Here is a 24,717-nt window from a genome sequence, read left to right on the forward strand (position 1 = left end):
GGGGTTTCGCAGTCCTCCTCAATATAAATTATCCGCCTCCCAATGAAATCCAAGTATCTTGAATTATTTGCCGGAAGAATCCGACCCCTTCTATCTCGCTCAATTTGACTTTGATTATTTGGCTGTAAAGCGGCGGCATGCCCTGAGTTATTGCATCAATGGCCGATTGCGATATGCGAGGCACAGCGTACTGATATTGCTTCACTGTGTCGAAGGGGCCCTCCATGGTAGAGCCGTAGGCACCGAGTCCCATGTAGCTTTGGCTGGACTCGTTGGGGCTAAGGGCCGTTAAGAATCTACAATACTTCGGATGAGCGAGATATTCGAGTGGATCTTCTGGGTACTGGTCGGGATCGGCCTGATGCGCCTGATGAAGAGTGTACCTTAGCTTCGCATAACCGCGAGTGAGGATCATGAAGGCCGTCATTATCTTGCTGACATTCAAGGCCCCAGAGGTCATGAAGAGAAAGTTATCAAAGGGGTCTATAAGTGCTATGGCCTCGCCCGGCCCTCCATTGGCATGATCTTGTCGCATCGTGTCGGCCATTGCATTCGCAAATGCTACCTGATCGCGTGGCTGGGCTTCTCCATGGAATTCATATTGTAGCGCCCTTTCATCAACGTCAGAAACGGCTTTTCGAATATAGTTATCCTCTGGCAGATCGGCGATGTTTTTGAGCTTGTCGGGTGGAAGATCATGATTGATATCGTCACGCACAGTCTGCAGCGTATCATCAAAGATAACCTCGCAAAGTGCAGCGGTCTGGTCATCGATCACCCCATCGCCCACCGGGAACAAGATAGAAGCGCCTTTGCTTGGCCGGGCAAAGCAGGTCTCTCCACCGATAGCGGGGTAGGAAAATGTCGCCTTGGCTTGGGGTCGGAGTACCGATGGCAGCGTATTGAACGTATCTGAACTGTCGAAATTGATACCGGAGGTATTATCTTCGGCAACCGTAACAGCCCGAAAACCAGCGGTGAGAATTGCGCCGGTACACATGCAACACGGATCTAGGGAAGTCACTATGGTGAGATCCTCCGGCGGCGGGAGCATCACGCCACCATATATCTGCTGATAGTACCAGTCGACCATTTGCCTCTCGCCGTGCGCGGTTGGATCGTGGGGAAATCCATCGACGATTACGGCATTGTGCATCTGCTTAACGATGGTTCCATCCTTGGCTACCATGATGCCACCGACACTGAATGTGCCGCTGCAATAGGCAATGATAGCTTGTTCCGCTGAGAGCTTGGCGGCTTCATCGACTGAACTGATTGTCGCCTTCTCCGATGCCATTTCCATCTCCTCATAAATGCACGCCCAAGGGATTCCCCACAGGGCCTCCTTCCTCAAGGAGAGCAAAGGGCGCGACGGAGGGCTAGAACAGTTTTGAGCGCGACCTGCTCGAAGAAATCGACTGCTCGAAATTGTCACGCGGCGTCTATGACGTCTTAGCGCCTGACACGGAAGCTCCTAAAGCGAAGCAATATCTTACGGTTCTGGGATGCTCATGGTCAATCTTACCGCCGCCGGCGTCTCCGACAGGCCTGACGCTCAAGCGATCGTCGCGTCCGCTGCTAAACAATGGCTCTGAACCAAGCATCTATTTGCTGACGGTGCATACGACCGCACTTGCGTAGACACCGATCCGATTGACGACGTGATCTTGTACGACTTGGGGCGAGACCAACGCTGCACAAGCCGCGTTCGAAACGAGCAGATCGAAAGCGCCGCCTCATCCGTCAAAGTGCGGCATCGCTCCAACGTCAGATAGGGGATTTTACCGCTTTCCAATAGCCTACGGGTGGGGATGCAGCGCTTGATAGGCGTCGACCACTTGCGCAAGGACTGATAATGCCAGCACCCCCGGATCCCTGGCATGGGGGATCACGCCGATTGGGCCGTTGATCCGCGCGATTTCACCCAAGCCATAGCCTGCTTCGACCAATCGGCGGCGCCGCGCCTCACGCACGCCTGCTCCTCCCTGCGCTCCGATGAAGAATGCGGGCGTCTGCAGCGCCCACTTCAGCAAAGCATCTTCCCAATCGTGGTCATGGAATAGCATCACGAGAGCCGTCCAACGATCGACGCGGAGAGAGGTAGGTTCCCTTCCGAGTGCAAGGCCGGTTTCCGGGCCAAGCACGATCGCATCGATACCGAAGGCGGCCGCGAGCTTTTTAAGTGCCCAGCATTCCGGACCCGCTCCCAATATGGCGATGCGCAGCGGCGGTAAATAACATCGTGTGGTCAATAATCCCGGCGACGCATGTTCGGGAAGCGCAAGTTTGATACCCGTGACGGCCCGAGCGTCGATCCGGTCCACAGCCTCCTGCAAGGATCGTTGGTCGGGAAAAGGATCGATGAGGACATCCAGTCCGCCGCCGCAGGGCAAGCGAATATCGATGTATGGCGAGCCCCTCCCATAACGCAGCAACCGAGCTTTTCCTTCAGACCAGGCGATGCTGGCTTGGTTAGCGAGTTCGGCCTCGAGGCAACTGTCGGCGAGGCTGCCGACAATCCCGCCGTCTTGGCCGATGGCAAGTTGGGCGCCACAACGGCGGGAGAAGCTGCCGTCTATTCCGACGATCGTGCAGAGGGCGGCCGGCGCGATCGCCGCGTGCCTTAAGGCATGTTGATCATCGCCGGCTAGGTTCTCCTGTTCGTCCAGTTCGATGCGATGCCTGTCATCGAGTATGCGAGACAATCCAGTAGCCTCATGACCTTCAGTTCGACCCTTGGCGGAATTATTCTTCATGGCGTGGACATGTTCGTTCACGCCATGCCTCGTTCGGCGCGTCGCGAAGACGTCCAAGCCCTATAGACGGAATAGCTGAGGCCGGAGATAAAGACCGCCCACGCGAGCGCTGCGCCAATGATCCTGTCGATATTAGAAGAAGGAGATGTCATGATTGCGCTGCCTGAAGAAAGGTCACAGCTCTCCGTGATCTCCCTTGGGGAGGAAGTTGACTCCAACCGAGAGGGGAGAGAGCCCGAGATGGGAGGCTAGGGATTGGCCTATGTCGGCGAAGGTTTCACGCTGGCCGATATCTCCAGGCTTGATTTTTGGCCCGGTTGCTATGATCGGCACAAACTCTCGGGTGTGATCGCTTCCGGGGTATGTGGGGTCGCAGCCATGGTCCGCCGAAAGAATCAGAATGTCGTCGTCTCTCATACAAGCCAAGAGGGTAGGCAAATCTTGATCGAATCGCTCCAGGGCGCGAGCGTATCCTGGGACGTCCCGACGATGTCCAAATAGGGTGTCGAAGTCGTTGAAGTTGGCGATAATCAAGGCGCCGTCGGGCGCGCGCTGCATTTCCTTCATTAGGACGTCCAGAACGGAGGCGTTCCTTCCCGCCTTGAGAGATGTGCTAATCCCGCGATGGCCGAAGATATCACCCACCTTGCCGATCGAGATCGTTTCGTGACCGGCGGCCTGTGCCATGTCCAATAGCGTCGGACCGTGTGGGGGTGTGACGAGATCCCGGCGATTTATTGTGCGTTGGAAGCCCTGTGCGCTGCTTCCGATGAAGGGGCGAGCGATCACCCTCCCGATGTTCCATCGGTCGGCAATCGAGCGAGCTATTCCGCACACCTCGTAGAGACGCTCCAACCCGAAATGCTCTTCATGAGCGGCGATCTGCACCACGGAGTCAGCAGAGGTGTATACGATCGGACAGCCAGAGCGCACGTGCGTTTCGCCCAGTTCGGCGACAATCTCCGTGCCCGACGCATGGCAATTGCCGAGAATGCCAGGAAGGTCTGCTTCCATGATTAGGGCATCGGTGAAATCATTTGGCATCGCTGGCACAGTCTTAGGAAAGAAGCCCCAATCGAATTCCACTGGAAGGCCGAGCATTTCCCAGTGGCCGCTCGGGGTATCCTTGCCGCGGCTCAGCTCCGCGGCAAATCCGAAAAGTCCCGTAGCTTTTTTGGGTCGTTGTAGAGGCAATGGACCTCCAGCCGCTTCAGCCGCAAGGCCAAGACCCAATTCGATCAGATTGGGGATCATGATCGGTCCTTCACGGAACCCCTCTCGGTCGCCCTGCCCCGAAGAGCAGGCGCGAACAATGTGCCCGAAAGTGTTGGCACCAGTGTCGCCAAACGAGGCGGCATCCGGAGCTTCTCCTACACCCAGCGAGTCCAGGACACAGAGAATGGCGCGCATGAAATATCCCAATCCAAAGTGAGGAGGGGGGCATCCTTCTGCGACACCACCCCATGAAAGATTCGAAATCTTTACCGGAACCAGAAGCTCAGATGCCCGCCATCGCTGCGTCTTGCGTCCGTTGCCGGAGTGTTCAAATAGCCGTCGAAAATTCTGTCGATCTTTGCGATGCGGTATTTGTCGAAGACATTCCGAGCGAAAATTCCCACACGCCACGTGCTGTTGTCAGTGCAAACGCTGATATTGAGATTGGCCACCGAATAGCCTGGAATCGGCAAGTAGGGATCGACTGACGACAGCGCATGCCCCTTCCAAAACAGTTTTCCATTCAGGTCAGCGCAGTAGGCATCGACAACAGGCGGCGTACCAGCGGCTTGGAATTGGCTGTGGATGCACCCAAATCCCGGCCGGCAAGGTGCGCCTAATTTGTTAGCGACACTGGCCGAAGGAGATGAGCATATCATCTCTTCATCACCGCGATTGGAGAGCATTGATCATCATGTCCTTGAATCGAACTGGATCGATATCCTCGACGATCTCGACCAGATGCTCGCCCTGATGGGGGCGGGTCGCCTCGGGCCAGACGTGGGCGGTGCCATAGTTCATGCCGTGGTCGGTATCGACGCGCATGTAAGCCTTGGTCGAGCGGGTGATTAACGTCGGGTCGACGAAGATCGCCGCCGCCAGTTCGTCCCACAGGGGCAGGCCCTTGAGCGAATACTTCGCGTAATAGTCGGACAGAGGCGTCTTCACCGCCGTGATCCGGGCGAGCAGTTCGGGCGTCAGGCGGGTCTTGTTGGTGACGTTGCCGACGATGGTGATGCTAGGGAAGTCCGAGGTCATCACGATGTCCGCCGCTTCCGGGTCGGCCTTGAAGTTAAAGTCGTTGTAGAAATTGGCGTCGTCGGTCACCTGCTTGAGGTTGTTGTCGACCAGCCCGCCCATGATCACCAGCCGCTTCACGTTGGCAGCGAACGTGGGATCGAGGCGCTGCGCCAGCGCGAGATTGGTGAGAGGCCCGGCGGCGACGATCGACACCTGCCCTGGATGTTTGCGGACCTGATCAATCAGGAACGCGACGGCATGGCCGGGCGCGGCCTTGAGCTTGGTCTCGCCCGCGACCATCGGCTGGATGTCGTTCGGCCCGACGGCGGCATGGCCGGGCTGCGGCTCGTTCCACGCGCCCTTCCACGGGAAGATGCCGTGCAGCCGCTCCCACGCGAGGAGTTCGGACTTGCTGCGCACCAGCGGGCGGTCGGCCCCGGCGTGAACGGGAATGTCGGCGCGGCCGATGATCTCAAGGAAGCGCAGCAGGTGGGTGGTGTCGTCGGGGACGTAGCTGTCGCCGAACAGCGTCGTGATGCCCAGCACCTCGACCGAGGGATCCGTGATCGCGGGGACCGCCTGGATGCCGCTTACGGGTACACCGAAGTCGTTGTCGACGATCACCAACTGCTTGGGTGTGGCAGGCTTGGTTGCGGCTGGGGCAGGCGTTGCGACCGTCGAGAGCAGCAGCGTGGCGAAAAGGATGGAGGCAACTTTCATCGCGTGGTCTCTGCGTTCAGGGAATTACGTGTTCGGCGTCAGAAGCATCCTTGCCGAAGAAGAGGTTGAGCAGTACCGCCGAGATCGTCGTCAGCACGATGCCCGAATGGGTGATCGGCGCGAGGGCGGCGGGGACGTGCTGGAAGAAGCGCTCCGAAAGCACCGGGATCAGCCCGACCGCGATCGACACCGCGATCGTCAGCAGCCGCGCGGAGGTTATCTCGACCGAGCCGAGTATGCGCACGCCCGATGCCGCAATCATCCCGAACATGATCAGCCCCGCACCGCCCAGCACCGAGACCGGTACGGCGGCGACCACTGCCGCCAGCTTGGGACACAGTCCGAAGGCGAGCAGGATCACCCCGCCCGCCGCGCACACGAAGCGCGAACGGATACCGGTGACGCTCAGGAGGCCGATGTTCTGGGCGTAGGAGGTATAGGGAAAGGTGTTGAACACGCCGCCGATTAGCGTGCCCAACGCATCGGCGCGCAGGCCGCGCACCAGCGCGGGGCGGTCGGCGGGGCAATCGACAAGTTCGCCCGCAGCCAGGAACATGCCGAACGATTCGACCAGTACGGTCGTCATCACCAGACACATTGCCAGCGACATGGACAGATCGAAACGCGGCATGCCGAACTGGAACGGCTGGACGACGGCGAACCAGTGGGATTGCGCGACGTCGGAAAAGTCGGTCTGGCCGAAGATCATCGCGATCACCGTGCCGATCACCGCCCCCAGCAGCACTGCGCCGCTGCGCACCAAGCCCTTGCCGAAGCGCATCAGCAGCAGCACGACGACCAGCGTGGTCAGCGCCAGCAGCAGGTTGCCGGGCATGCCGTAGCCGGGATCGTTCGACTGCCCGCCTGCGGCCCAATCGACCCCCACGCGCATTAGCGAGAGACCCATCATCAGGATCACGGTCCCGGTCACCACCGAGGGGAACAGCCGTGCCATGCGTCCGACCACGGGCGCGGCCAGCAGCCCGAACAGTCCGGCGACGATCACCGATCCGTAGATCGTCGATAGCGTGATCGCCGGCGCCTGCCCCATCGCGTTGCCGCTGGCGATCAGCGCCAGCATCGGGCTGACCGAGGCGAAAGTGACTCCCATCATGATCGGCAGGCGGATGCCCACCACGCGGCCAAGCCCCAGCGTCTGGACGAGGGTGGCGATGCCGCAGGAAACGAGGTCGGCATTAACTAGCAGCGTCATCGCCTGGGCATCGAGATTGAGCGCGCGCCCGATGATCAGCGGCACCGTGATCGCGCCTGCGTACATCACCAGCACGTGCTGGAAGGCGAGCACGGCCAGCCGTCGCAGCGGCGGTATTTGATTGACGGGATGGATGAAAGCCGAAGCGATGCCGCCGGGGCGGGGAACGGCAGCGGCATCGCTCATTATGCCGTCCTCTCGCCGCCGGGGCGGAGCCTCCTCGTCGGAAAAATCAGGGGTACGGCACAGAGAGACAATGCGCCGACCCCATGCCGCCGTCATGTCAATGCACCGCCCAGGAGAACTGCACGCCGATCGTGCGCCGCGCCTCGGCGGTGGGGGTGTTCAGATAGCCGTCGGTGAAAGCATGGGTGATTTTGGCGACGAAATATTTGTCGAACAGGTTGCGGGCGAACAGGCTGAGCTTCCAGGTGCCGTCCTCCGCGCCGAAGCCGATGTTGCCATTGACGATGGTGTAGGCAGGAATAAGCGTGCCAGGATCGAGCGAGGACAGGGCCGAACTCTTGTAGAAGAGGTTGGCGTTTACCTCGATCATCTTGCCGCCGCCGACCGGACGGTTGTAGCCGCCCGCCAGCGTGTAGCTCCACTTGCCAGTCAGGGGCAGTGAAACCCCGTCCGCCTGGTAGTAGGCTGCCGAACCGCCCGAGGCGGGCACGCAACCCTGAGCCGCCGTCTGGCCGACATAGCAGGCGGCGCGATAGTCGGTGAACTTGGCATCGGTGTAGGACAGGTTGCCCGAAAGATTCAGCCCCTCGATCGGGCGCGCGGTGACTTCCAGTTCCACACCCTGTGTGCGTTGCGCGCCCGCGTTGGTCAGCGACACGATCTTGGTGACCGGGTCGAGCGCCTGGGTCTGGAAGTTGAGGAACTTCGAGTAGAACACCGAGAGGTTGGTGGTCAGCATGCGGTCGAACAGACTCGCCTTGATCCCGCCTTCGACCGACTTCACGATCTCTGGCTTGATGCGCACCAGCGCGGCATTGGTGCCCGCGAAGCCTGGCCCTTTATATCCGCGCGCATAGCTTATGTACGTCATGAGGTCCGGCGTGAGCTTGTACTGCAGCGAGCCGCGATACGAGAAGTCGTCGTTGCCGTAGCGGTCGTGATAGCCGTTCGCCGGGATTGCGGCGCCCAGCACAGTATAACCCGCAATCGGGGCTACCGAGTAGTCCGCCGAGACGGTATCATGCGTATAGCGACCGCCCGCCTCCAGGTTGAGGCCCGGCAGGATGTGCCAGGTCGCATCGCCGAACACGGCGTAGTTCTCGTTCATAGCCTGGTCGTGCTGGAGGCCGCCCGAGTAGGAGTAATACTCTGTGCCTGCAGGCAGGGTGCGGTAGAACGTGCCGTGAGTCTGGAAGAACTGCTCGCCCTTGCGATGGTAGTAGAACACGCCCCCCTGGACGTCGATCACATCGTTCTTCGGCGCCTCGACGCGCAGTTCCTGGCTAAACTGGTGTGCGTTCGACCAGTTCGGGCTGAGGCTGACCTCCAACGGGCCGCCGTCATTATCGGTCTGGTATCTTGTCTTCACCTTGCGATAGGCGGTGATGGACGTGATGGTGAAGTCGCCCGGCTTGTAGGTGAGCGTCAGTGCGCCGCCGCCGCGACGCGACGAGAAGTACGTGTCTGAATCCTGCGCGACGGTCGTGTTGTCCGCGCCGGGGGTGATGTTGTACGGGTCGGCACCCGATCCGTAGCCGTTGGCCGGGGCGCTGGGACCATAGCTGCGGAAGGTGTAGACATAGGCCGGATCGCTGCCGCTGCGCTCTTGGTAGTCGCCGCTCAGGCGTGCCTCGAAGGTCGCGCTGGGCTTCCACAGCAGCTTGGCGCGCACGGCGCGGTCGGTGTAGTCGCCTAGGCGCTTGCCGGTGTAGAGATTGTCGATGAACCCGTCCTGGTGCTGGTACGCGCCCGAAACGAGCGCCGCGACCGTCTCGCCCAGCGGCATGTTGAGGTTCGTGGCCACCCGCATGTCGCTCCGCGAACCATAGGAGATGCGCCCGTCGGTGGAGACAGCGTCGAAGGTTGGTTGCCGGGTGGTGATATTGACGAGGCCAGCGGACGCATTCTTGCCGAACAGCGTCCCTTGTGGCCCACGCAGCACCTCGATCTGCGCCACGTCGGGCAAGGCGCCAAGACCGATGTCGCTCGGCAACGCGATGGGCACGCCGTCGACGACGACACCGACTGATTGCTCCAGATAATAACCGGTGATCGGCGTGCCGACGCCACGTACCTGGAAGACTTCCGAACCGGCGCGGTTCACCTGCAGGCTGGGCGTTAGATACTGGATGTCCTGCGCATTGGTGAAACCTGACTTCTGCAACGTATTGGCCGAAATGGCGGCCACTGCAATGGGCACGTCGAGCAGTCGGGCCTCGCGGCGCTGGGCTGTGACTATGATCTCGTTGCCCCCCTCGGCCGTCCCCGCAGCCTCCTGCGCGCCCGCAGCGGCCGGAAGAATGCACAGCGAGGCAACGCCCGCACCGAGAAACCCTCTGAAATTTTTCATACCGTTAGCCCCCATTATATGTATCAGCAACGGCGCCAGCGCGCCCAGCGAAGTCTTTGATCCTGCCCGGAAATTCGCGCGGCTCGTGCAACGACGTTCAGCCGTCGGGACCGCTTCTCTCGCTGTAATTTGGGTATCGCAACGGTAGCGGCCAGAGAAGCAGCATATTGGGCGCGGATTGCGCGAATTATTAGCGCGCTGCTCCGTACGTGCGCATCTGCGGTCCCATAAGGTTCCGTCAAATCATTTGCGGTCACATGGGTAAAAAGGTGCCACGTCTCCTGCCGGAGCGCTGCTTTGAAGCGGGCGGATTCGCAGACTAGGTCCGTGCATGGCGTCACAGGCCGCGCGAAGGCGGTGACCTGCTATTCCCAGCGATATTCGGCAGTTCTAGCGTAGTAGAAGCGGCGCTTCATATTCGTCGCTTTCGTCCTGCTTGGGGCACCATTTCCAAAAAAGCGTAGGCCCGGCGGTAATCGACGGTATAATGCGGAATTAGCGTAGTGCTCCCGGCGATGCATTACCGCTTTGAGCTACAATTCGCAGAGCAATTCCAGCTCATGGCGCCCAAATGGTCAGTTCAAGACTGATGTCATGTCAGTCATGACGGGACTTACGTAGGTCGTTCCTGCCCACGGTAGTGAATTCCGTTGCCCACAGACGTGGTGCGCTCGAAACAGCCTGTCGCGTGCGCTCAAAATCCTCGAATCTGGCGCGTAGGAACGGTCGTGGTCCAGCTTGCCTCATCCGATCGGATCGTGACCGCAACCTTGTTCTTGGCGATACCGGCCATCTTGCGATCCAATGTAATGATGAGCGGCATCGCCCTGCCGTTGCTGGCCACGCCCCATGCCGAGAAACTGACCCATCCGTCCGCGCTCTGGACAGGGCCGAAGCTGTTGGCGGTGATTGACCATCCGCTGCCGGTTATGGAGAGCTTCCCGTCAGCCCCCGCATTGCCGGCATTCTGACGAAGGTCGGCATCGACTTTTATCGCGCCTTCGCGTCCGCCCGAATTCAGCGAGATGGCGCCCAGCGACCAGCGTCCCGCCTTTCCGACGGCCATCGGGCGAGAGGGCATGTCCTGACCGCGCAGGAGAGCCCGGCCCCCCTGTTCGCCGGTCACGCGGCCATCGCTCACCGCCAATGTGCCGCTGACCAGTACCGTCGAAATGCCGGTCGCGAGCAGCGAAGGCTTTTCGATCGTGGACCGGTCGGTGATGGTGTCGGGATCGAAGACGACGATGTCGGCGACCATGCCCGGCGCGAGCAGGCCGCGATCGACCATGCCGATGGTCGAGGCGGGGAGGGCCGTCATGCGGCGGATGGCCTCCTGCCACGGGAAGAGCTTCCGGTTGCGGGTATATTCGCCCAGGAAGCGCGCGAAGGCGCCATAGTTGCGCGGATGGGTGCGCGTGGTCGTGGTCGCGCCGCAATCGCATGCCATCACGGTGTCGGGGTAGCGATAGAAGGCGTTGACGTCGTCCTCGCTGCCGAAGGTGAAGAGCGTGCGGACGTCACCCTTTTCCAGAAGGCGGATGATCGTCTCGCCCGCAGGGGCGTTCATTTCCTGCATGGCTGCGGGCAGATAACGCTTTTCCTGAGTCAGATAGAGTCCCTCGGGACCGCCGACGCGCGCCACCAGCTGTTCCTCGGTCTCCTTCGCGATGCGCGCGCGCATCGCGGGATCCTTGAACCGCTCTAGCATCTTTTCCCGGCCCCCGTCGACCGACCAGCCGGGCAGCAGCAGACCTGCCGGCCCCGACTGCGCGAAGACATAGGGATAGACGTCGCCGACCGCATAGTGGCCTGACGCCGTCGAGCGCCGAAGCATGTCGATGGCTTCGCCTGCGCGGCCCTGCTCCTTTGCCCACAGCTTCATATGGGTGACGACGGGAATAAGGCCCGCCTTCTGTCCGACCTCCAGGGTCTCGGCGATCCCTTCCAGCGAGCTGAAGTTAGGCGGCGCGAACCTGTCATGGTTGGTGAAGATCGCGCGATAGGGTGCGGACGGCTTGACGATGTCGATGACTTCGCTGGTCTTGGCGTAATAGCCGGGCTTGTAGTCGAGGCCCGACGAAACGCCCCATGCGCCGGCCTTCATTCCCGACGAGACGATGGTCTGCATGCGGCCGATTTCTTCGGACGTCGGGCGGCGGTCCTCGGCGCCGACGACGGAGGCCCATACGGCGTTGAAGCCCACAAAGGGCGCGACGTTCACGGCCAAGCCGTCATTGGAGAACATTTGCAGGCCTGCGGTGACATCGTCGGCCGGGCCGGTCATGCCGCCGTCGGAATTGACGAGTTCCGTGGTCACACCCTGCAGCAGCGCGCTGGCGGCTGTGGCGACGGCGTTCGTCTGCGCATGGCTGTGAATGTTGATGAAGCCGGGTGACACCAACTGTCCGGTCGCGTTGATGACCGTCTTTCCACTCGACGGATCGAGCGTTCCGATCTGTGCGATATGGCCACCGACAACGCCGATATCCGCGCTATAGGGCGTTCCCCCGGACCCGTCGACTATGCTCCCGCCCTTGATGATCACGTCGAAGGCGGGAGTGGCGGTCTGCGCCATGGCCTCGCCGGCGATGAGGAGGCCTGCGGCAGCGAAGCCGGGGTAGATCAGCTGACGAAGCATCCATGATCCTTTCGATGCGTGTGAGGAGAAGGTCGTGCGGCTCATGCCTGCGTGGCGCCGCAGAAGCGGTTCGCGGCGAGCAATCGCCAGTCGATATCGGCGTCGCCCTCCGGAGGCTGCCCGGCGAGCATCGCCGCGCCGGCCGCAGCGAGCGCCGGAGCGAGCTGGAAGCCATAGCCGCCCTGTCCGGCGAACCAGAAGAAATCCGGGCTGTCGGCGTCGAAACCGACCACCGGCGTCCGATCCGGTGCGAAGGTGCGCAGGCCAGCCCACTGGGCGTCGATCCGCCGCACGTCGATGTCTAGCAGTTCCCGGAGCCGATGCGCCGCGACGGCCACGTCCCACTCGTCGGGCTGAACATCGCTGGGTGCGTCAGGGGTCTCGTCGGCCGGAGAGACCAGCAGCTTGCCGGCGTCAGGCTTGAAATAGAGCGATTCCGCCGCTGTCATGACCATCGGCCAACTCTCGATTTCCCATTCCTCGGGCGGCGCGACAAGCAGTGCCGTGCGGCGCATCGGCACCAGTCCCACAGCGGCAACCCCGCAGGACTGGGCCACCTGGTCCGCCCAGGCGCCGGCAGCACAGATGATCGTCCGGGCGCGAATTTCCTGAGCGCCGACCCGCGCCGTCCATCCTCCTGCCGCCCGTTGCGCGCCATGAAACGGGGTATCGGTCAGGAAGCGGGCGCCAGCCCTGCGTGCGTGCCGGATATAGGATTGGTGCAGCAGATCGGTGTCGATGTCGCTCGCGTCCGGGTCGAAAAAGGCCGCAGCCGTGGCGTCCGGACGTAGGGGAGAGACGATGGCGCGAGCGGCGTCCGCATCGAGAATGTCGGCATTCGCATTCCTGGCCATCTCGCGCAGCAAGGACGTGTCGGCTTCCCCTGCGATCGTGAGATGGCCCCGCCGACGGAGCAAGGGGCCGTCGGCGAAATCCGGTGGTGGCGTGTCAAGAAAGCCGAAACTTTGCCGCGTAAGTGCCCGGACGGGCGCGTTGCCGTAGCCCGCCATATACATCGCGGCGGAGCGTCCGCTGGCGTGATAGCTGCCCGACGCTTCGCCATCGACCACGATGATGTTGGATACGCCCGCGCGCGTAAGCGCATAGGCGAGCGACGTGCCCGCTATGCCGGCGCCCACTATCAGAAATTCGGTCGTACTATCCGGCATGATCGCTCGTGAGTTGGGATGAGTGGGATTGTGCCCGGAGAGCGGGCTCGATGGTTCGGCGCGCGATCAGTTGCTGCGGGTCAGCACTCGGCCGTGGCGCTTCGGCGTGGCCTTTCCATCGGCTAGTGCCGGCTGACCGTTCACGAAGACATATTCCATTCCGACCGAATAGGCGTGCGGCTGCTCATAGGTCGCGAGGTCGCGAATCTTCGCGGGATCGAACACGATGACGTCGGCGAAGTAGCCGGTGCGCAGAAAGCCGCGATCGGCAAGCTTCAGCACCTGCGCGGGAAGACCGGTGCCGGCGTGGATCGCCTGCTGCATGGTGATGACCGGCTTGTCGAGGACGTAGTTTCTGATCTTGCGCGGATAGGTGCCGTAAGCGCGGGGATGCTCCGCACTGCCGCCGAACGGCACCAGCGCGCCGTCGCTTCCGGTCATGGTCCAGGGCTGTTTCATGATCGCTTCGACGTCATTGGGGTCGAGGCTGAAGATTACTGTCGAGGCGCCGCCCTTTTCGATCATGGCGATCGCCATGTCGACGGACTCCAACCCGTTCGCCTGCGCGATGGCGGCCAGCCGTTTTCCGTTGAGCGACGGATCCGCCTTGTAGCTGCGGATCTGGACGCGGTCGGCGCCGCCGAATTCCTCGATGCTCTGGATCATCGCCGTGCGGATGCGCGCGCGCTGTGCGGGGTCAGCCAGCCGCTTGATCAGCGCCTCCGAACCGCCGGCCTGCGCCCAGCCGGGAACGAACATCGACTGAATGCCGCCGCCATTGGCGTCATAGGGATATTGATCGGCCCATACCGGCAGCCCTTCCGCGCGGGCTTTCTCGATCAGCGCGATCATATCGGTCGAGCGGCCCCAGACGACCTTGCCCAACGGCTTCAAATGGGTTGCGACCGACGTGAGCTTCGTCTGCCGTGAGATTTCGGTCAATTCGGTGAGCGACTGAAGGACCCCTGCGCTTTCGTCACGCATGTGGCTGATGTAGAAACTGTTGGGATAGCGTGCGGCGACCTTCGCAAGGCCGATGACTTCCCCGGTTTCTGAGAACTTCCCCGGAATATATTGAAGACCCGTGGAAAAGCCGAAGGCGCCGGCGTCCATCGCCTTCGCGACCAACGTCTCCATCTGCTGCTGCTCGCTTGCCGTCGGCTTGCGGTCGCCTTCGCCCATCACCGCCTTGCGGACGCCGTTATGGCCGATCATCGGCGCGATGTTGACGCCGGGAACCAGTGCGCGCGTCCTGGCGATCTGGTCCGTGAGGTCGCCGGGGCCACCGCCGTCGGGATTGGTGAAGAGGGTCGTGACGCCCTGGTAGATTTGGGGAAGTGCGGGAGCGAGTTCCGGCGTTTGCAGGCCATCCGCCGCGTGCGAATGCGGGTCAACGAAGCCGGGCGAGACGATTTTCCCCTTCGCGTTCACGACCAGTGTCGCTGTCGCGCCAGTTGGAATGTCACCCACGGCCGCGATCCGCTCGCCCTTTATCGCGATGTCGGCTGTCCGCCCCGGGCTGTCGCTGCCGTCGTAGAGCGTGCCGCCGCGGATCAGGACATCATATTGCTGGGCGTGGACCTGTGTCGCCGAAAGGACCAATGCCATGCCGGTGAGGGCCAACCATGACGGAGAGGCCAGGCGACGGTCCAATGCACAGCTTCGCAATCCAGAAAATGCCCGCATTGTAATGCCTCCCATGATTCAGGAGGCATTCTCCAGAATTTTCATACTATGTCAAAATAGAAAGTTATTTCTTTATCAGAAATTTGTCTCGACAATGTCGACGACTCTCAACGCGTCGTCGACGACGAACATCGTCCGCCATTTGTCGAATGTCGTGCAGGGATGAGAGACACCGAAGATCACCATGTCTCCCGGCTGCAGCGGAGAGTCCGCCGGAATGTCGAGATAGGCGTGCTGGTCGTCGAGGCGCACGGTGCGGTGGTCCGTCAGGGGCAGGACGACGTCGCTTCCGGGACGGCACCAGCCGAGAAGATTTGGCGCCGCGACATCATCGGACGTGTCGCGTTTTCCAAGTCCCACGATCAATCGCGTAGGTTCCGGGCGGGAATGCACATAGGCCCAGAGTTCAAGCGCGGGTTTCAATCCTTCGCCAAGGCCGGCGGCGAGGGGCGAGCGATCCGTCAGGCGATCGATCATGTGCTGATAGAAATGACTGTCATGCACGAGATAGCAGCCGCTGCGTAAAATGACTTCGAATGACGAGGCGTCGTCACCATCGCCGAGCTTGGCCGCCACCAGGTCGAAGAAGGACGATCCTCCAGCGGAGAGGATCGGCTTGCCGCTGAACAGCCCTTCCGAATGCACGACGTTGCCGAGATGCTGGACGCGGTCGAGAAGGCTCACGACCTTGGCTTCGTCGCCGGTACTTCCCTGCACTATACCCTCGAACGCTTCGATTCCCCGGAGCGAGAACATGGGGGAGGCGGCAACCTTGCGCGCAAGTGCGATCGCCTGCTCGTCGTCGCGTACGCCAGCGCGCCCGCCGGCATAGCCGAGTTCGACAAGGACATTCATGGGACGGGTCAGGCCGTTCTCGACAAGGCCGGCCTCGAGCAGGGCGAGGCTTTCGAATGAGTCGATCAGGCAATAGAAGTCGAACTTCGGATCGCGGTTCAGTTCCGCGACGATGTAGCGGATGCCCTGGCGACCGACGAGCTGGTTCGCGAGCAGGATCCGGTCCAGGCCGAATTCGCGATAGATACGCACATGGCCGACCGTCGCCGCCGTCATCCCCCAGGCGCCATCGGCCATCTGAAGCGCGAAGAGCTCACGGCTCATCGTCGTCTTGCCATGGGGCGCGATCTGCACGCCGGCCGTCGCGATGAAGCGGCGCATCCAGTCGCTGTTATGCGTGAGGGCGGTCTGCTTCAGCACGGCGACCGGAAGCGTCAGGTCCTCGCGCGTCAGCTTCCAGTTCATCGCCGCTATCTCGTCACGCGTAACCGGCCACAATCCCGTCGGTAACCCCTTGCTGCGCCAATCCATGGCCAGCACCGACCGCTCTGTCATTCCGTTCCACCCACTCTTGCCTTACGCTCGATGTGGCACGGTCCGGCAAATTTTTCAATATTAGAAAAGTTATGCGAAATTTCTATTCCGCGACCTCCTCTTGCTCCTGTTCTATGGGGATAAGCGCGGATTTCAGGTCTTCGTCACGGGCGGAACATATGGAAAGGATGCGGCACGGGCCCGCCCCGACCGCGACATATCCATGCCCCATGGCGCCGTCGAAGTAGATCGAGTCGCCCGTATTCAGCCGGCTTGGCGCGTAGAGGTCGCAGTAAAAGTCGCACGCGCCCTCCAGCACGAGTGCGAATTCCTCGCCCGGGTGACGCATCAGTTCACCGAACTCTTCAATGGAACGCACCTGAACGTCGATGACCATTGGGTTGAGCGACTTACGCAGCAATTCCGCGGCAGGATAAACATAAGTATAGGTCGACGTGCGTATCCGGGGGCCTTCGTTCACGCGCGAAATGCTGCGACGTCCAGTGAAGGCCGATGCCTGGCTTGGCGTTTCCCCCATGAAAAGTCTAGATATATCAACGTTCAAACCGCGGGATATGCGCAGGAGCTTGTCGTAGCTCAGCGACATCTTTCCGGTTTCGACTTTTGAAAGCGTCGAGACGGGCAGGCCGACTTTCTTGCTGACGTCGGCGAGCGTCCACTCATTTTCGAGGCGGATCTGACGCAAGACCATGCCGGGATTATTGCTACTTCCGCCCAAATCGACTGCATCCATCGACCTATCCTTCCCAACCCAATCGACCGAAGCTTTTTCAATCGCAATATTCCGGGGCATCGCGCCCTCCTATTCCAGACTGCGCCAACGTCGCGCAGCGATAAATCGATACATAGGTGCAACGTATGGACATGGCCCTTGCGTGGCAACTGCCCCATTCCATAGCTCGCCTCCGATTAAGATAATAGCGGCATAAGATTCACCAAAATTGAAAATTGACACCGATACTGAAAATTTCTTACTCTTGAGAAAGATTCGAAGGGGGTAGCGATGATACGGATACTGGCTCGGGCCGTTCTCCTCATGGTCATGGTGCTTCATGCGGTGCTGCCGCAGGCGGCAATGGCGCAGAAAAAGCCCATCTGGGACTATCTCATCATCAACGCGCGAATTGTCGATGGCACAGGGAGCCCCTGGTATCGGGGCGCGGTCGCGGTGTCGGGCGGCAAGATAGCCTGGATCGGGGTGGTCACGCCCGACACCAAGCAGGCGCGTCAGGTGATCGATGCGAAGGGCAGGGTCCTGTCGCCGGGTTTCGTCGACTTCATGGCGCAGGATTCATCGACGTACATGACCGATCCCGCATCGGCCGCGTCGAAGCTGACTCAGGGCATTACGACCCATCTGAGCGGGGAGGGCGGGTCGATGGCGCCGCAGAGCGAGCGCACCCAGGCCGAGCCTGTGATGATCGGCGGGAAGCCCTATAAATGGCGCAGCTACGCGGAATATTTCCAGATAATGGAAGCGGTCGGCGTTCCCGTGAACGTCATCCACCTCGTCGGGGCGGCACAGGTGCGTCGCGCCGTGATGGGCGATGAAGATCGCAAGCCCACCGCCGAAGAAATGGCCGAGATGAAGAAGCTGGTCGGGGAGGCGATGAAGGACGGTGCAGCCGGCCTGACGACCGCCCTCATCTACCCGCCCGGCAACTATCAGGACACGGCGGAACTGATCGAGCTGGCGAAAATGGTGACGCCCTATGGGGGCATCTACACCTCGCACATGCGTAATGAGAGCAATCATCTGATCGAAGCGATCGATGAAGCGCTGGCGATCGGCAGAGGCGCGAACATACCCGTCCACATCTATCACCTGAAGGCGGCCGGCGTCCGCAACTGGCCGCTCATGCCCGAAGCGATCGCCCACATCGCCGCGGCGCGCGCAGGCGGCATGGATGTCACGGCGGATATCTATCCCTATGTCCGCAACGGCATCGGACTGCGATCCTTCGTGCCCCCGTCGAATTTCGCGCAGGGATCGGAGGCTTTCTACAAGAGGCTGGAAGATCCCGCCGTCCGTGCGGAACTGCGCAAGACCGTCGAGACCGACGTCACGTCATGGGAAAACTGGTTCGACCATGTCGGGCAGGACTGGGGCAATGTCCTCATCACCAACGGCGACGCCGGTGCCGATCTGGTCGGCCTGAGCGTGGCGCAGGCAGCGGCCAAACGCGGCAAGGACGCCTGGATGTTCGTGTTCGACACGATCGCCGCCGGGGGCGTGTCGGTGGCGCCCGCGAGTCAGGATGAAGGGCAGAAGCGCCTCGCGCTGCAGGCGCCCTTCGTATCGGTCGACACTGACTCCCGCCCGGTCTCACCTGAAAAGGACGGCGAGTCAGTCCACCCCCGTGCCTATGGCGCCTTCCCCCGCATCCTCGCCAAATATGTGCGTGAGGAAAATGTGCTTTCGCTGGAGGACGCCATCCGCCGGATGTCTTCGGCCGCGTGCAACCGGCTGGGGCTCTACGATCGTGGCCGCATCGCAGTGGGCATGGCGGCGGACATGCTGCTGTTCGATCCCGCGACGGTGAAGGACAATGCGACCTTCGAGAAGCCGGCCCAATATTCGACGGGTATGGACTTCGTGTGGGTCAACGGAGTGTTGGCGATCGAAGACGGAAAAGTGACGACGGCGAAGGCGGGCAAGGTGCTCCGCTATCAGCGGCAACAGCCGTGATCGGCCGGGGCGGCATCGTCCGATCCGATCGCCGCCCGGCGCGGCCCGAAGACCGGAACGCGTGTTCGGACTATCGACGGCTGAAACGCACGCGTTCGGCGTTTCTCGCCCTGCTCCTTTTCATGGGTCCCTTGCCGGCAGCTGCGCAGACTGTGACTGCGCCGCTGCCGGTTGGCGCGCTGGTCTCTCCCTTGGGCCAGCGCGCCATTTGGCCGTTGGCGGACGGATCGGGATTCGAGGTCGCGGACAAGTTATCGAACGGCAGCTGGTCCGCGCCGCGCAAGCTGCGTGTGCGCGGCGTCGTGCGCGCTCCGATCTTTTCGCCGGACGGCCGCTATGTCGCGTTCGAAAACATAAGGGGCGGATATCCCACTGGCGCGGGGCCATCGGCGAGCAGCTACAGCTGGAGCTTCATTGCCGTTCACGACTTTTCGACCGGCGAGACCGACTATGCCGAGCCGAGCTTCGCGTTGGACAGTGACCCCGCATGGGTAGACTCCGGGACGATCAGCTTTACCCGCCGCGTCAGCGGGCTGCCGGACGCTCGGATGACCTATCGGCCCGGCGCGCAGAAGGAAGCTCTTTCGGGCGCGCAGGCGAAGAAGCGGCAGGAACTCGAAGCCTTGCTGGCCGCGCCGATCGTCTATCAGCCTTCGCGGTCGGCGGATGGGCGGTCGATAGCCTTTCCGGCCCGTGAAGGCCGGACCAGGTCGATCTTCTTCGTGCCGCCCGGCGGAAAGGCCCGCGCTCTTGTGCGCTATGCCGAAGACGACGGCCAGGAGATGTCCCAGGTGGCCGTGTCGGCGGATGGCGGCCTGGTCGCTTTCATCCGCGGTGGCGCGCCGAATTCTAAGGGCGAGGTGCCCGATCCCCGTTCGCTGCCCGAACCGCCGAAGCGCGAGATATTCGTCGTGGAGACGAAGGACGGAACGACCGTCTTTCGCACGGAGGGCCATGCGCCGCAATTTTCGCCAGACGGCAAGCTGCTGATCTGGCGCACCGGGCGAGGCGTGGTTTCGGCGCCGATCGCGCCGTCGTCCGGGCAGCCTGGTGTCGGCACGCCTGCCTTCCTTCTTTCCGGTACGGTCGACCAGATACGATTCTCACCCGACGGCAGCCGTATCGCTTATGAGCGGCTCGGCGGCATCGAGACGCTCGATCTTCGCACCCGGACGCTTCGGCTGGCGCAGCGTCCGCCGGGCGCGACCGATCGTGACCCCAGCTGGTCACGCGACGGTAGCCGCCTCGCCTTTCGCCGCATTTCCAGCCAGATGCCCTATCGCTTCTACGGCTATGCCGGGCCTGCGGAAGTGCCTCTCCCCTGGTCCATTCATGTCGCCGAGGGCAGCGACATGAAAGTGCGTGAAGTGTGGAAGGCCGACAAAGGCGTCGGTTCGGATTTCTATCCGCTCGATCAAGACGCGAGCAAGACCGGGCTGGAGTGGACCCAGCTCTTCTGGTCGGACAGTGACGAGATCGCGTTCATCTGGGAGCGCGACGGCTGGCGCCATCTTTATGCCGTGCCCGCGATCGGCGGTGCGGCGCGGCTGTTGACACCCGGCGAGGGAGAGATCGAAAGCGCCGCGGTTTCGCTCGACGGAAAGCAACTCGTCTACGCACATAATATCGGCGATCTCGATCGTCGCCAAGTCAGCGCGGTTCCATTCGCAGGTGGGGCGCCGGTGTCTCTTTCGTCGGACCCCGATGCCAGTCAATGGTCGCCCACGGCGCTCGCCGATGGCGGCGTTGCCTATGTCGAGGGGGGCTGGTCGGCCACGCCGCATATCGTAGTGCGCGAAGCCGACGGTCGACGCACGGATGTCGGCGGGGTCGCACCTCCGGCGCACTATCCGGGCGGGCAGATGGCGAAACCGCAGGCGGTTTCCTTCACGGGAACCGACGGCCAGATCGCATTCGGCCAGCTGTTCGTGCCGAAGAAATCCAATGGGTGCGGCGTCATTTTCGTTCACGGCGGCATCCGGCGGCAAATGCTGCTCGGCTATCATTATATCGACATCTATTCGAACCTGTACGAGCTCAACCAATATTTCACGCTGCGCGGATGCGTGGTCCTGTCGATCGAGTATCGCAGCAGCATCATGCGCGGCCATGCCTTCCGCAATCCGCCCGAATGGGGATCCTCCGGTGCCAGCGAATATAAGGATGTTCTGGGCGGTGCGCGCTATTTGCTCGGGCGCAAGGATCTGGGCGTGAAGCGGCTGGGGATCTACGGCCTCTCCTGGGGCGGCTATCTGACGGCACAGGCGATCGCGCGCAATTCCGACGTCTTTTCGGTCGGCTTCGACATGGCGGGCGTCCACGAATTCGCGGGCGATTCCTTCCGTTATTCGCCCGCCGCATTTGCCGAAGGCTGGCGGTCGCCCGTGTTGCTCGCGTCGGGCGACGACGACCGCAACGTCGACATGGGCCAGACCATGATGCTGGTTGACCTGCTCAACAAGCGGGAGAAACGCAGCGAGCTGGAGATGCGCGTCTACCCCAATGAAGTGCACGACATCTACCTGACCTTCGACAACCTTACCGACCTATACTGGCGCGGCAGCGAGTTCATGCTGCGCCGCCTTGTCGATTGGCCGTGACGGAGACGGCGGACATGGGTGATCGCGCCATTCTGGCGAAATCACCAAATCTGAAAAATTTTCTATTGTAGAAAATTTTTCCCAGACCTATCGTCCATTACAGAATCGGACGCTGTGGGGCGTCAATGATCCCCAAGAGGCAGCAGCGACGAAATCAGCGGAGAGGGCAACGGCTCAAAAAGGGGGCTCCGATGAAACAAACCCGTATGCACAGTCGCACCTATGCGCGTTCCGCCTGGATCGATCTCCGTTCCGCCCTGCTCGCTTCGAGTGGCCTGCTCAGCCTCTGTATGGGGCATGGCACGGCGCAGGCGCAGGATAGCGCCGTCGGCACTAGCGTAGAAAGCGAAGCTCCCGAGGAAGCCACGATTACAGTTACAGGATCGCGCATCGCACGCGACGGCTATCAAGCGCCCACGCCCGTCAGCGTGCTCAGCACCGAAGACATTCAGGCGCAGGCCCCCGGCAATATCGCCGACTTCGTCAACACCTTGCCCTCGATCTCCGGCAGTACCTCGCCAGCGACCAATATCGGTTCGCTCAGCAACGGCCAGGCCGGCATCAATGCGCTCAACCTGCGCGCGCTGGGTACCAACCGCACGCTGGTTCTTATGGACGGCCAGCGTTCGGTGCCGTCGAGCGTCACTGGCCTCGTCGACATCAACACCTTTCCGCAGGAACTGGTGCAGCGGGTCGAAATCGTCACGGGCGGCGCTTCCGCGGCCTACGGCTCCGACGCCGTCGGCGGCGTGGTGAACTTCATCCTCAACAAGGACTTCACGGGCCTCAAGGGCGTGGCCGAATATGGCGTCACGCAATATGGCGACGGCCCCAGCTATCGCGCCGCCCTTACCGGTGGTGCCGCGCTGGCCGACAATCGCCTCAAGCTTCTCTTCAACGTCGAATATGCGCGGCAAAAGGGCGTAGATACCGTCGACCGCAGATGGAACGACAGCGGCTATTTCCAGATCAACAATCCCGCCTACACGGCGACCAATGGCCAGCCTTTTCGTCTTGTCGGGTCGGGCTTTGGTCCCAGCCACGTCATGCCAGGCGGTCTCATTACCGCCGGGCCGCTGCGTGGCACCTATTTCGGCGCGATCGATCCGGCGACCGGCCGGGCGACGACCGGCCAGCTCACCTTCGGGCAGGTCAGCGGCACCTGGATGATCGGCGGGGACTGGCAGCAGACCCAGGAAGGCTATGCCAGCAGCGTTTCTCTGATCCCCGAAGAAGAGCGGATCGGTGTGTTCACGCGCGCGAGCTACGAAATCGGTTCGGGTATCGAGGTCTTCGGTCAGTTCTCCTATAACCGCTTCGAAGGCTCCAGCCTCTATCTCCAGGTCCCCAGCACAGGCCTCGTCATCCGTTCCGACAACGCGTACCTGCCGGATTCCGTCCGCACCCAGATGGCCAATCTCAACCTGGCGTCGATCACCATTGGTACCACCAACGTCGGTTTTCCGAAGTCGGGCAGCGCCAATGTTCGCGAGGCCTATCGCTATGTCGCAGGCGCGAAGGGTGCGTTCGATATCGGCGAGGGATCATGGAACTGGGACTTCTATTACCAGAAGGGCATCGTCAAAGCGCACGAGCAGCTGATCAACATCTGGAACGTGTCGCGCCTTGCTCTCGCCTCCGACGCGGTGTTTGCCCCGTCGGGCAACGCCCTGGGCGTCGCGGCGGGAACCATCGTCTGCCGGTCGTCGCTGACGGCGCCGACCAATGGCTGCGTCCCGATAAACCGCATCGGCTATAACGCCGCCAGTCCCGAAGCGCTGGGCTATGTCATGCCGCAGGATCAGCCCTATCGCGACCAGACGCTGAAGCAGGATGTCGCAGCACTGACCTTCAGCGGCAATGTAATGACCCTGTCGGGCGGGCCGCTGGCGGTCGCCTTTGGCGGCGAGTGGCGCAAGGAGCAGGTCGACGGCTTCGTCGAGCCTCAATATACGTCTGGCTGGTGGGCCGGCAACTATTTGGTCAACGCCGGTAAGTACAACGTCAAGGAAGGCTTCCTCGAAATCTCGGCACCGCTGTTCCGCGGGTTCGAGCTAAGCGCGGCAGGGCGCTACACCGACTACAGCGTCTCCGGTACCGTCCAGACCTGGAAGGTCGGCGCCACCTACGAACCGATCCCGGACATTCGCTTCCGCGGCAACATTTCGCGCGACATCCGTGCGCCCAACCTCAACGAACTGTTCGCCGCCGGTACGGCCCGAACCAATTCAGTGACCGTGCCGCCGACGAATGCCGCCGACGATTTCATCGAAACCGTCACGGGCAACCTCAATCTCGATCCTGAAGTCGCGGACAGCTGGACCGTGGGCGCAGTATTCACGCCGACTTTCCTTCCCGGCTTCTCGGCGGCGGTCGACTATTACGAGATCAAGATTTCCGACGCGATCGGCAACATCTCGGCCCAGAATACGGTCAACCTCTGCTACGAGCAGAATATCCAGCAATATTGCAACAACATCACTTACACGCCCGCAGGTGACATCGACCGCATCCTGACGCAGCCCTTCAACTTCGCGAACCAGAAGGCGCGGGGCATCGACATCGAGGCGTCCTATCGCTTCAATCTCGACAGCGTGATCGCGGGTGCGCCCGGCCGGTTCTCGATCCGTGCCATGGCTACCCACTATCTGGAAAACCTGATCGACAACGGCATCGATTTCCCGAACGACTCCGCCGGTACGAATGCGGGGAGCGGGCCGGCGTCCTGGGTCTACCGGGTCGCCGCGACCTATGACGCGGAGCCGTTCACCTTCAACCTGATCGCCCGTGGTGTCAGCGACGGCAAATATGACAACAACTTCATCGAATGCACCAGTGGCTGTCCGACCTCCACGCCGCAGAACCGAACCATTAATGACAACAGCATCAAGGGTGCGATCTATTTCGACAGCTCGGTCGGGGTCAGCTTCGAAGGGTTAGGCACGACCGGAGAGCTTCAGTTCACCGTGCGCAACCTCTTCAACCGCGATCCTGTGTTGATCGGCAACGGCCCGGACAGCGTCAACGTGCCGGGCTATCCGCAAACCAACCGGAATTTCTACGACGTTTACGGTCGCACGTTCCGCATCAGCGCCCGGTTCAAGATGTAGTCGTGACTTTCCGGC

General features: G+C 61.6%; 15 protein-coding genes. 3 read left to right on the forward strand and 12 right to left on the reverse strand.

Annotated features, from left to right (window positions below; translation table 11 throughout):
* Positions 1-28: 28 nt before the first annotated feature.
* The 12 genes from WFP78_RS18120 to WFP78_RS18175 all read right to left on the reverse strand — a co-directional run bounded on the left by WFP78_RS18120 (position 29) and on the right by WFP78_RS18175 (position 17,036).
* Positions 29-1,297, reverse strand: coding sequence for a nucleoside deaminase (locus WFP78_RS18120; RefSeq protein WP_191225136.1), 1,269 nt, complete (start codon positions 1,295-1,297; stop codon positions 29-31).
* Positions 1,298-1,799: 502 nt separating this feature from the next.
* Entirely contained in the window at positions 1,800-2,777 is a 978-nt protein-coding gene (locus WFP78_RS18125) for an XdhC family protein (RefSeq protein WP_139181622.1), read from the reverse strand.
* Positions 2,778-2,930: 153 nt separating this feature from the next.
* Complete coding sequence (locus WFP78_RS18130; RefSeq protein ID WP_070932356.1) at positions 2,931-4,166, reverse strand: phosphopentomutase; 1,236 nt, start codon at positions 4,164-4,166, stop codon at positions 2,931-2,933.
* A gap of 71 nt (positions 4,167-4,237) precedes the next feature.
* Positions 4,238-4,657, reverse strand: a complete 420-nt coding sequence (locus tag WFP78_RS18135) for a hypothetical protein (protein ID WP_139181621.1) — start codon at positions 4,655-4,657, stop codon at positions 4,238-4,240.
* Entirely contained in the window at positions 4,638-5,711 is a 1,074-nt protein-coding gene (locus tag WFP78_RS18140) for a nucleoside hydrolase (RefSeq protein WP_336965553.1), read from the reverse strand. Before WFP78_RS18140 ends, WFP78_RS18135 begins: the two co-directional genes overlap by 20 nt.
* Positions 5,712-5,727: 16 nt before the next feature.
* Entirely contained in the window at positions 5,728-7,110 is a 1,383-nt protein-coding gene (locus WFP78_RS18145; protein ID WP_070932350.1) for a nucleobase:cation symporter-2 family protein, read from the reverse strand.
* A 97-nt stretch (positions 7,111-7,207) separates the two neighbouring features.
* Positions 7,208-9,460 (reverse strand): TonB-dependent receptor, encoded by a 2,253-nt coding sequence (locus WFP78_RS18150; protein WP_191225135.1) that lies wholly within the window; start codon positions 9,458-9,460, stop codon positions 7,208-7,210.
* Positions 9,461-10,154: 694 nt separating this feature from the next.
* On the reverse strand, positions 10,155-12,098 hold the full coding sequence (locus WFP78_RS18155; RefSeq protein WP_336965556.1) for an N-acyl-D-amino-acid deacylase family protein: 1,944 nt from the start codon (positions 12,096-12,098) through the stop codon (positions 10,155-10,157).
* 41 nt (positions 12,099-12,139) lie between these two features.
* Positions 12,140-13,267, reverse strand: a complete 1,128-nt coding sequence (locus WFP78_RS18160; protein WP_336965558.1) for an NAD(P)/FAD-dependent oxidoreductase — start codon at positions 13,265-13,267, stop codon at positions 12,140-12,142.
* 66 nt (positions 13,268-13,333) lie between these two features.
* Positions 13,334-14,875, reverse strand: a complete 1,542-nt coding sequence (locus WFP78_RS18165; RefSeq protein WP_336965560.1) for an N-acyl-D-amino-acid deacylase family protein — start codon at positions 14,873-14,875, stop codon at positions 13,334-13,336.
* Positions 14,876-15,028: 153 nt separating this feature from the next.
* Positions 15,029-16,129, reverse strand: coding sequence for a type III PLP-dependent enzyme domain-containing protein (locus tag WFP78_RS18170; protein ID WP_336965563.1), 1,101 nt, complete (start codon positions 16,127-16,129; stop codon positions 15,029-15,031).
* Positions 16,130-16,385: 256 nt separating this feature from the next.
* Positions 16,386-17,036 (reverse strand): helix-turn-helix domain-containing protein, encoded by a 651-nt coding sequence (locus tag WFP78_RS18175; protein ID WP_336965565.1) that lies wholly within the window; start codon positions 17,034-17,036, stop codon positions 16,386-16,388.
* A gap of 270 nt (positions 17,037-17,306) precedes the next feature.
* On the opposite strand from WFP78_RS18175, the gene WFP78_RS18180 reads away from it, so the two are divergent.
* From WFP78_RS18180 to WFP78_RS18190, 3 genes are all read left to right on the forward strand, one after another.
* A complete protein-coding gene (locus WFP78_RS18180; RefSeq protein ID WP_336965567.1) occupies positions 17,307-18,992 on the forward strand; it encodes an N-acyl-D-amino-acid deacylase family protein in 1,686 nt (561 codons plus the stop codon).
* Between the two features lie 152 nt (positions 18,993-19,144).
* Positions 19,145-21,592 carry a S9 family peptidase gene (locus WFP78_RS18185; RefSeq protein WP_336965569.1) on the forward strand — a complete coding sequence of 816 codons (2,448 nt, stop codon included), beginning with the start codon at positions 19,145-19,147 and terminating at the stop codon, positions 21,590-21,592.
* Positions 21,593-21,783: 191 nt separating this feature from the next.
* The gene (locus WFP78_RS18190; protein WP_336965571.1) at positions 21,784-24,702 is read left to right on the forward strand and encodes a TonB-dependent receptor plug domain-containing protein; all 2,919 of its coding nucleotides are present in this window, start codon (positions 21,784-21,786) and stop codon (positions 24,700-24,702) included.
* The last annotated feature ends 15 nt before the right edge of the window (positions 24,703-24,717 follow it).

The organism is Sphingobium aquiterrae (genome assembly GCF_037154135.1).
GTDB lineage: Bacteria > Pseudomonadota > Alphaproteobacteria > Sphingomonadales > Sphingomonadaceae > Sphingobium > Sphingobium aquiterrae.

Bases quoted from the DNA above. Each gene is read 5' to 3' on its own strand.
- WFP78_RS18120 (WP_191225136.1), bottom strand. From the start codon at position 1,297: ATGGCATCGGAGAAGGCGACAATCAGTTCAGTCGATGAAGCCGCCAAG.
- WFP78_RS18130 (WP_070932356.1), bottom strand. From the start codon at position 4,166: ATGCGCGCCATTCTCTGTGTCCTGGACTCGCTGGGTGTAGGAGAAGCT.
- WFP78_RS18135 (WP_139181621.1), bottom strand. From the start codon at position 4,657: ATGCTCTCCAATCGCGGTGATGAAGAGATGATATGCTCATCTCCTTCG.
- WFP78_RS18140 (WP_336965553.1), bottom strand. From the start codon at position 5,711: ATGAAAGTTGCCTCCATCCTTTTCGCCACGCTGCTGCTCTCGACGGTC.
- WFP78_RS18145 (WP_070932350.1), bottom strand. From the start codon at position 7,110: ATGAGCGATGCCGCTGCCGTTCCCCGCCCCGGCGGCATCGCTTCGGCT.
- WFP78_RS18150 (WP_191225135.1), bottom strand. From the start codon at position 9,460: ATGAAAAATTTCAGAGGGTTTCTCGGTGCGGGCGTTGCCTCGCTGTGC.
- WFP78_RS18155 (WP_336965556.1), bottom strand. From the start codon at position 12,098: ATGCTTCGTCAGCTGATCTACCCCGGCTTCGCTGCCGCAGGCCTCCTC.
- WFP78_RS18160 (WP_336965558.1), bottom strand. From the start codon at position 13,267: ATGCCGGATAGTACGACCGAATTTCTGATAGTGGGCGCCGGCATAGCG.
- WFP78_RS18165 (WP_336965560.1), bottom strand. From the start codon at position 14,875: ATGGCATTGGTCCTTTCGGCGACACAGGTCCACGCCCAGCAATATGAT.
- WFP78_RS18170 (WP_336965563.1), bottom strand. From the start codon at position 16,129: ATGCGCCGCTTCATCGCGACGGCCGGCGTGCAGATCGCGCCCCATGGC.
- WFP78_RS18175 (WP_336965565.1), bottom strand. From the start codon at position 17,036: ATGGATGCAGTCGATTTGGGCGGAAGTAGCAATAATCCCGGCATGGTC.
- WFP78_RS18180 (WP_336965567.1), top strand. From the start codon at position 17,307: ATGATACGGATACTGGCTCGGGCCGTTCTCCTCATGGTCATGGTGCTT.
- WFP78_RS18190 (WP_336965571.1), top strand. From the start codon at position 21,784: ATGAAACAAACCCGTATGCACAGTCGCACCTATGCGCGTTCCGCCTGG.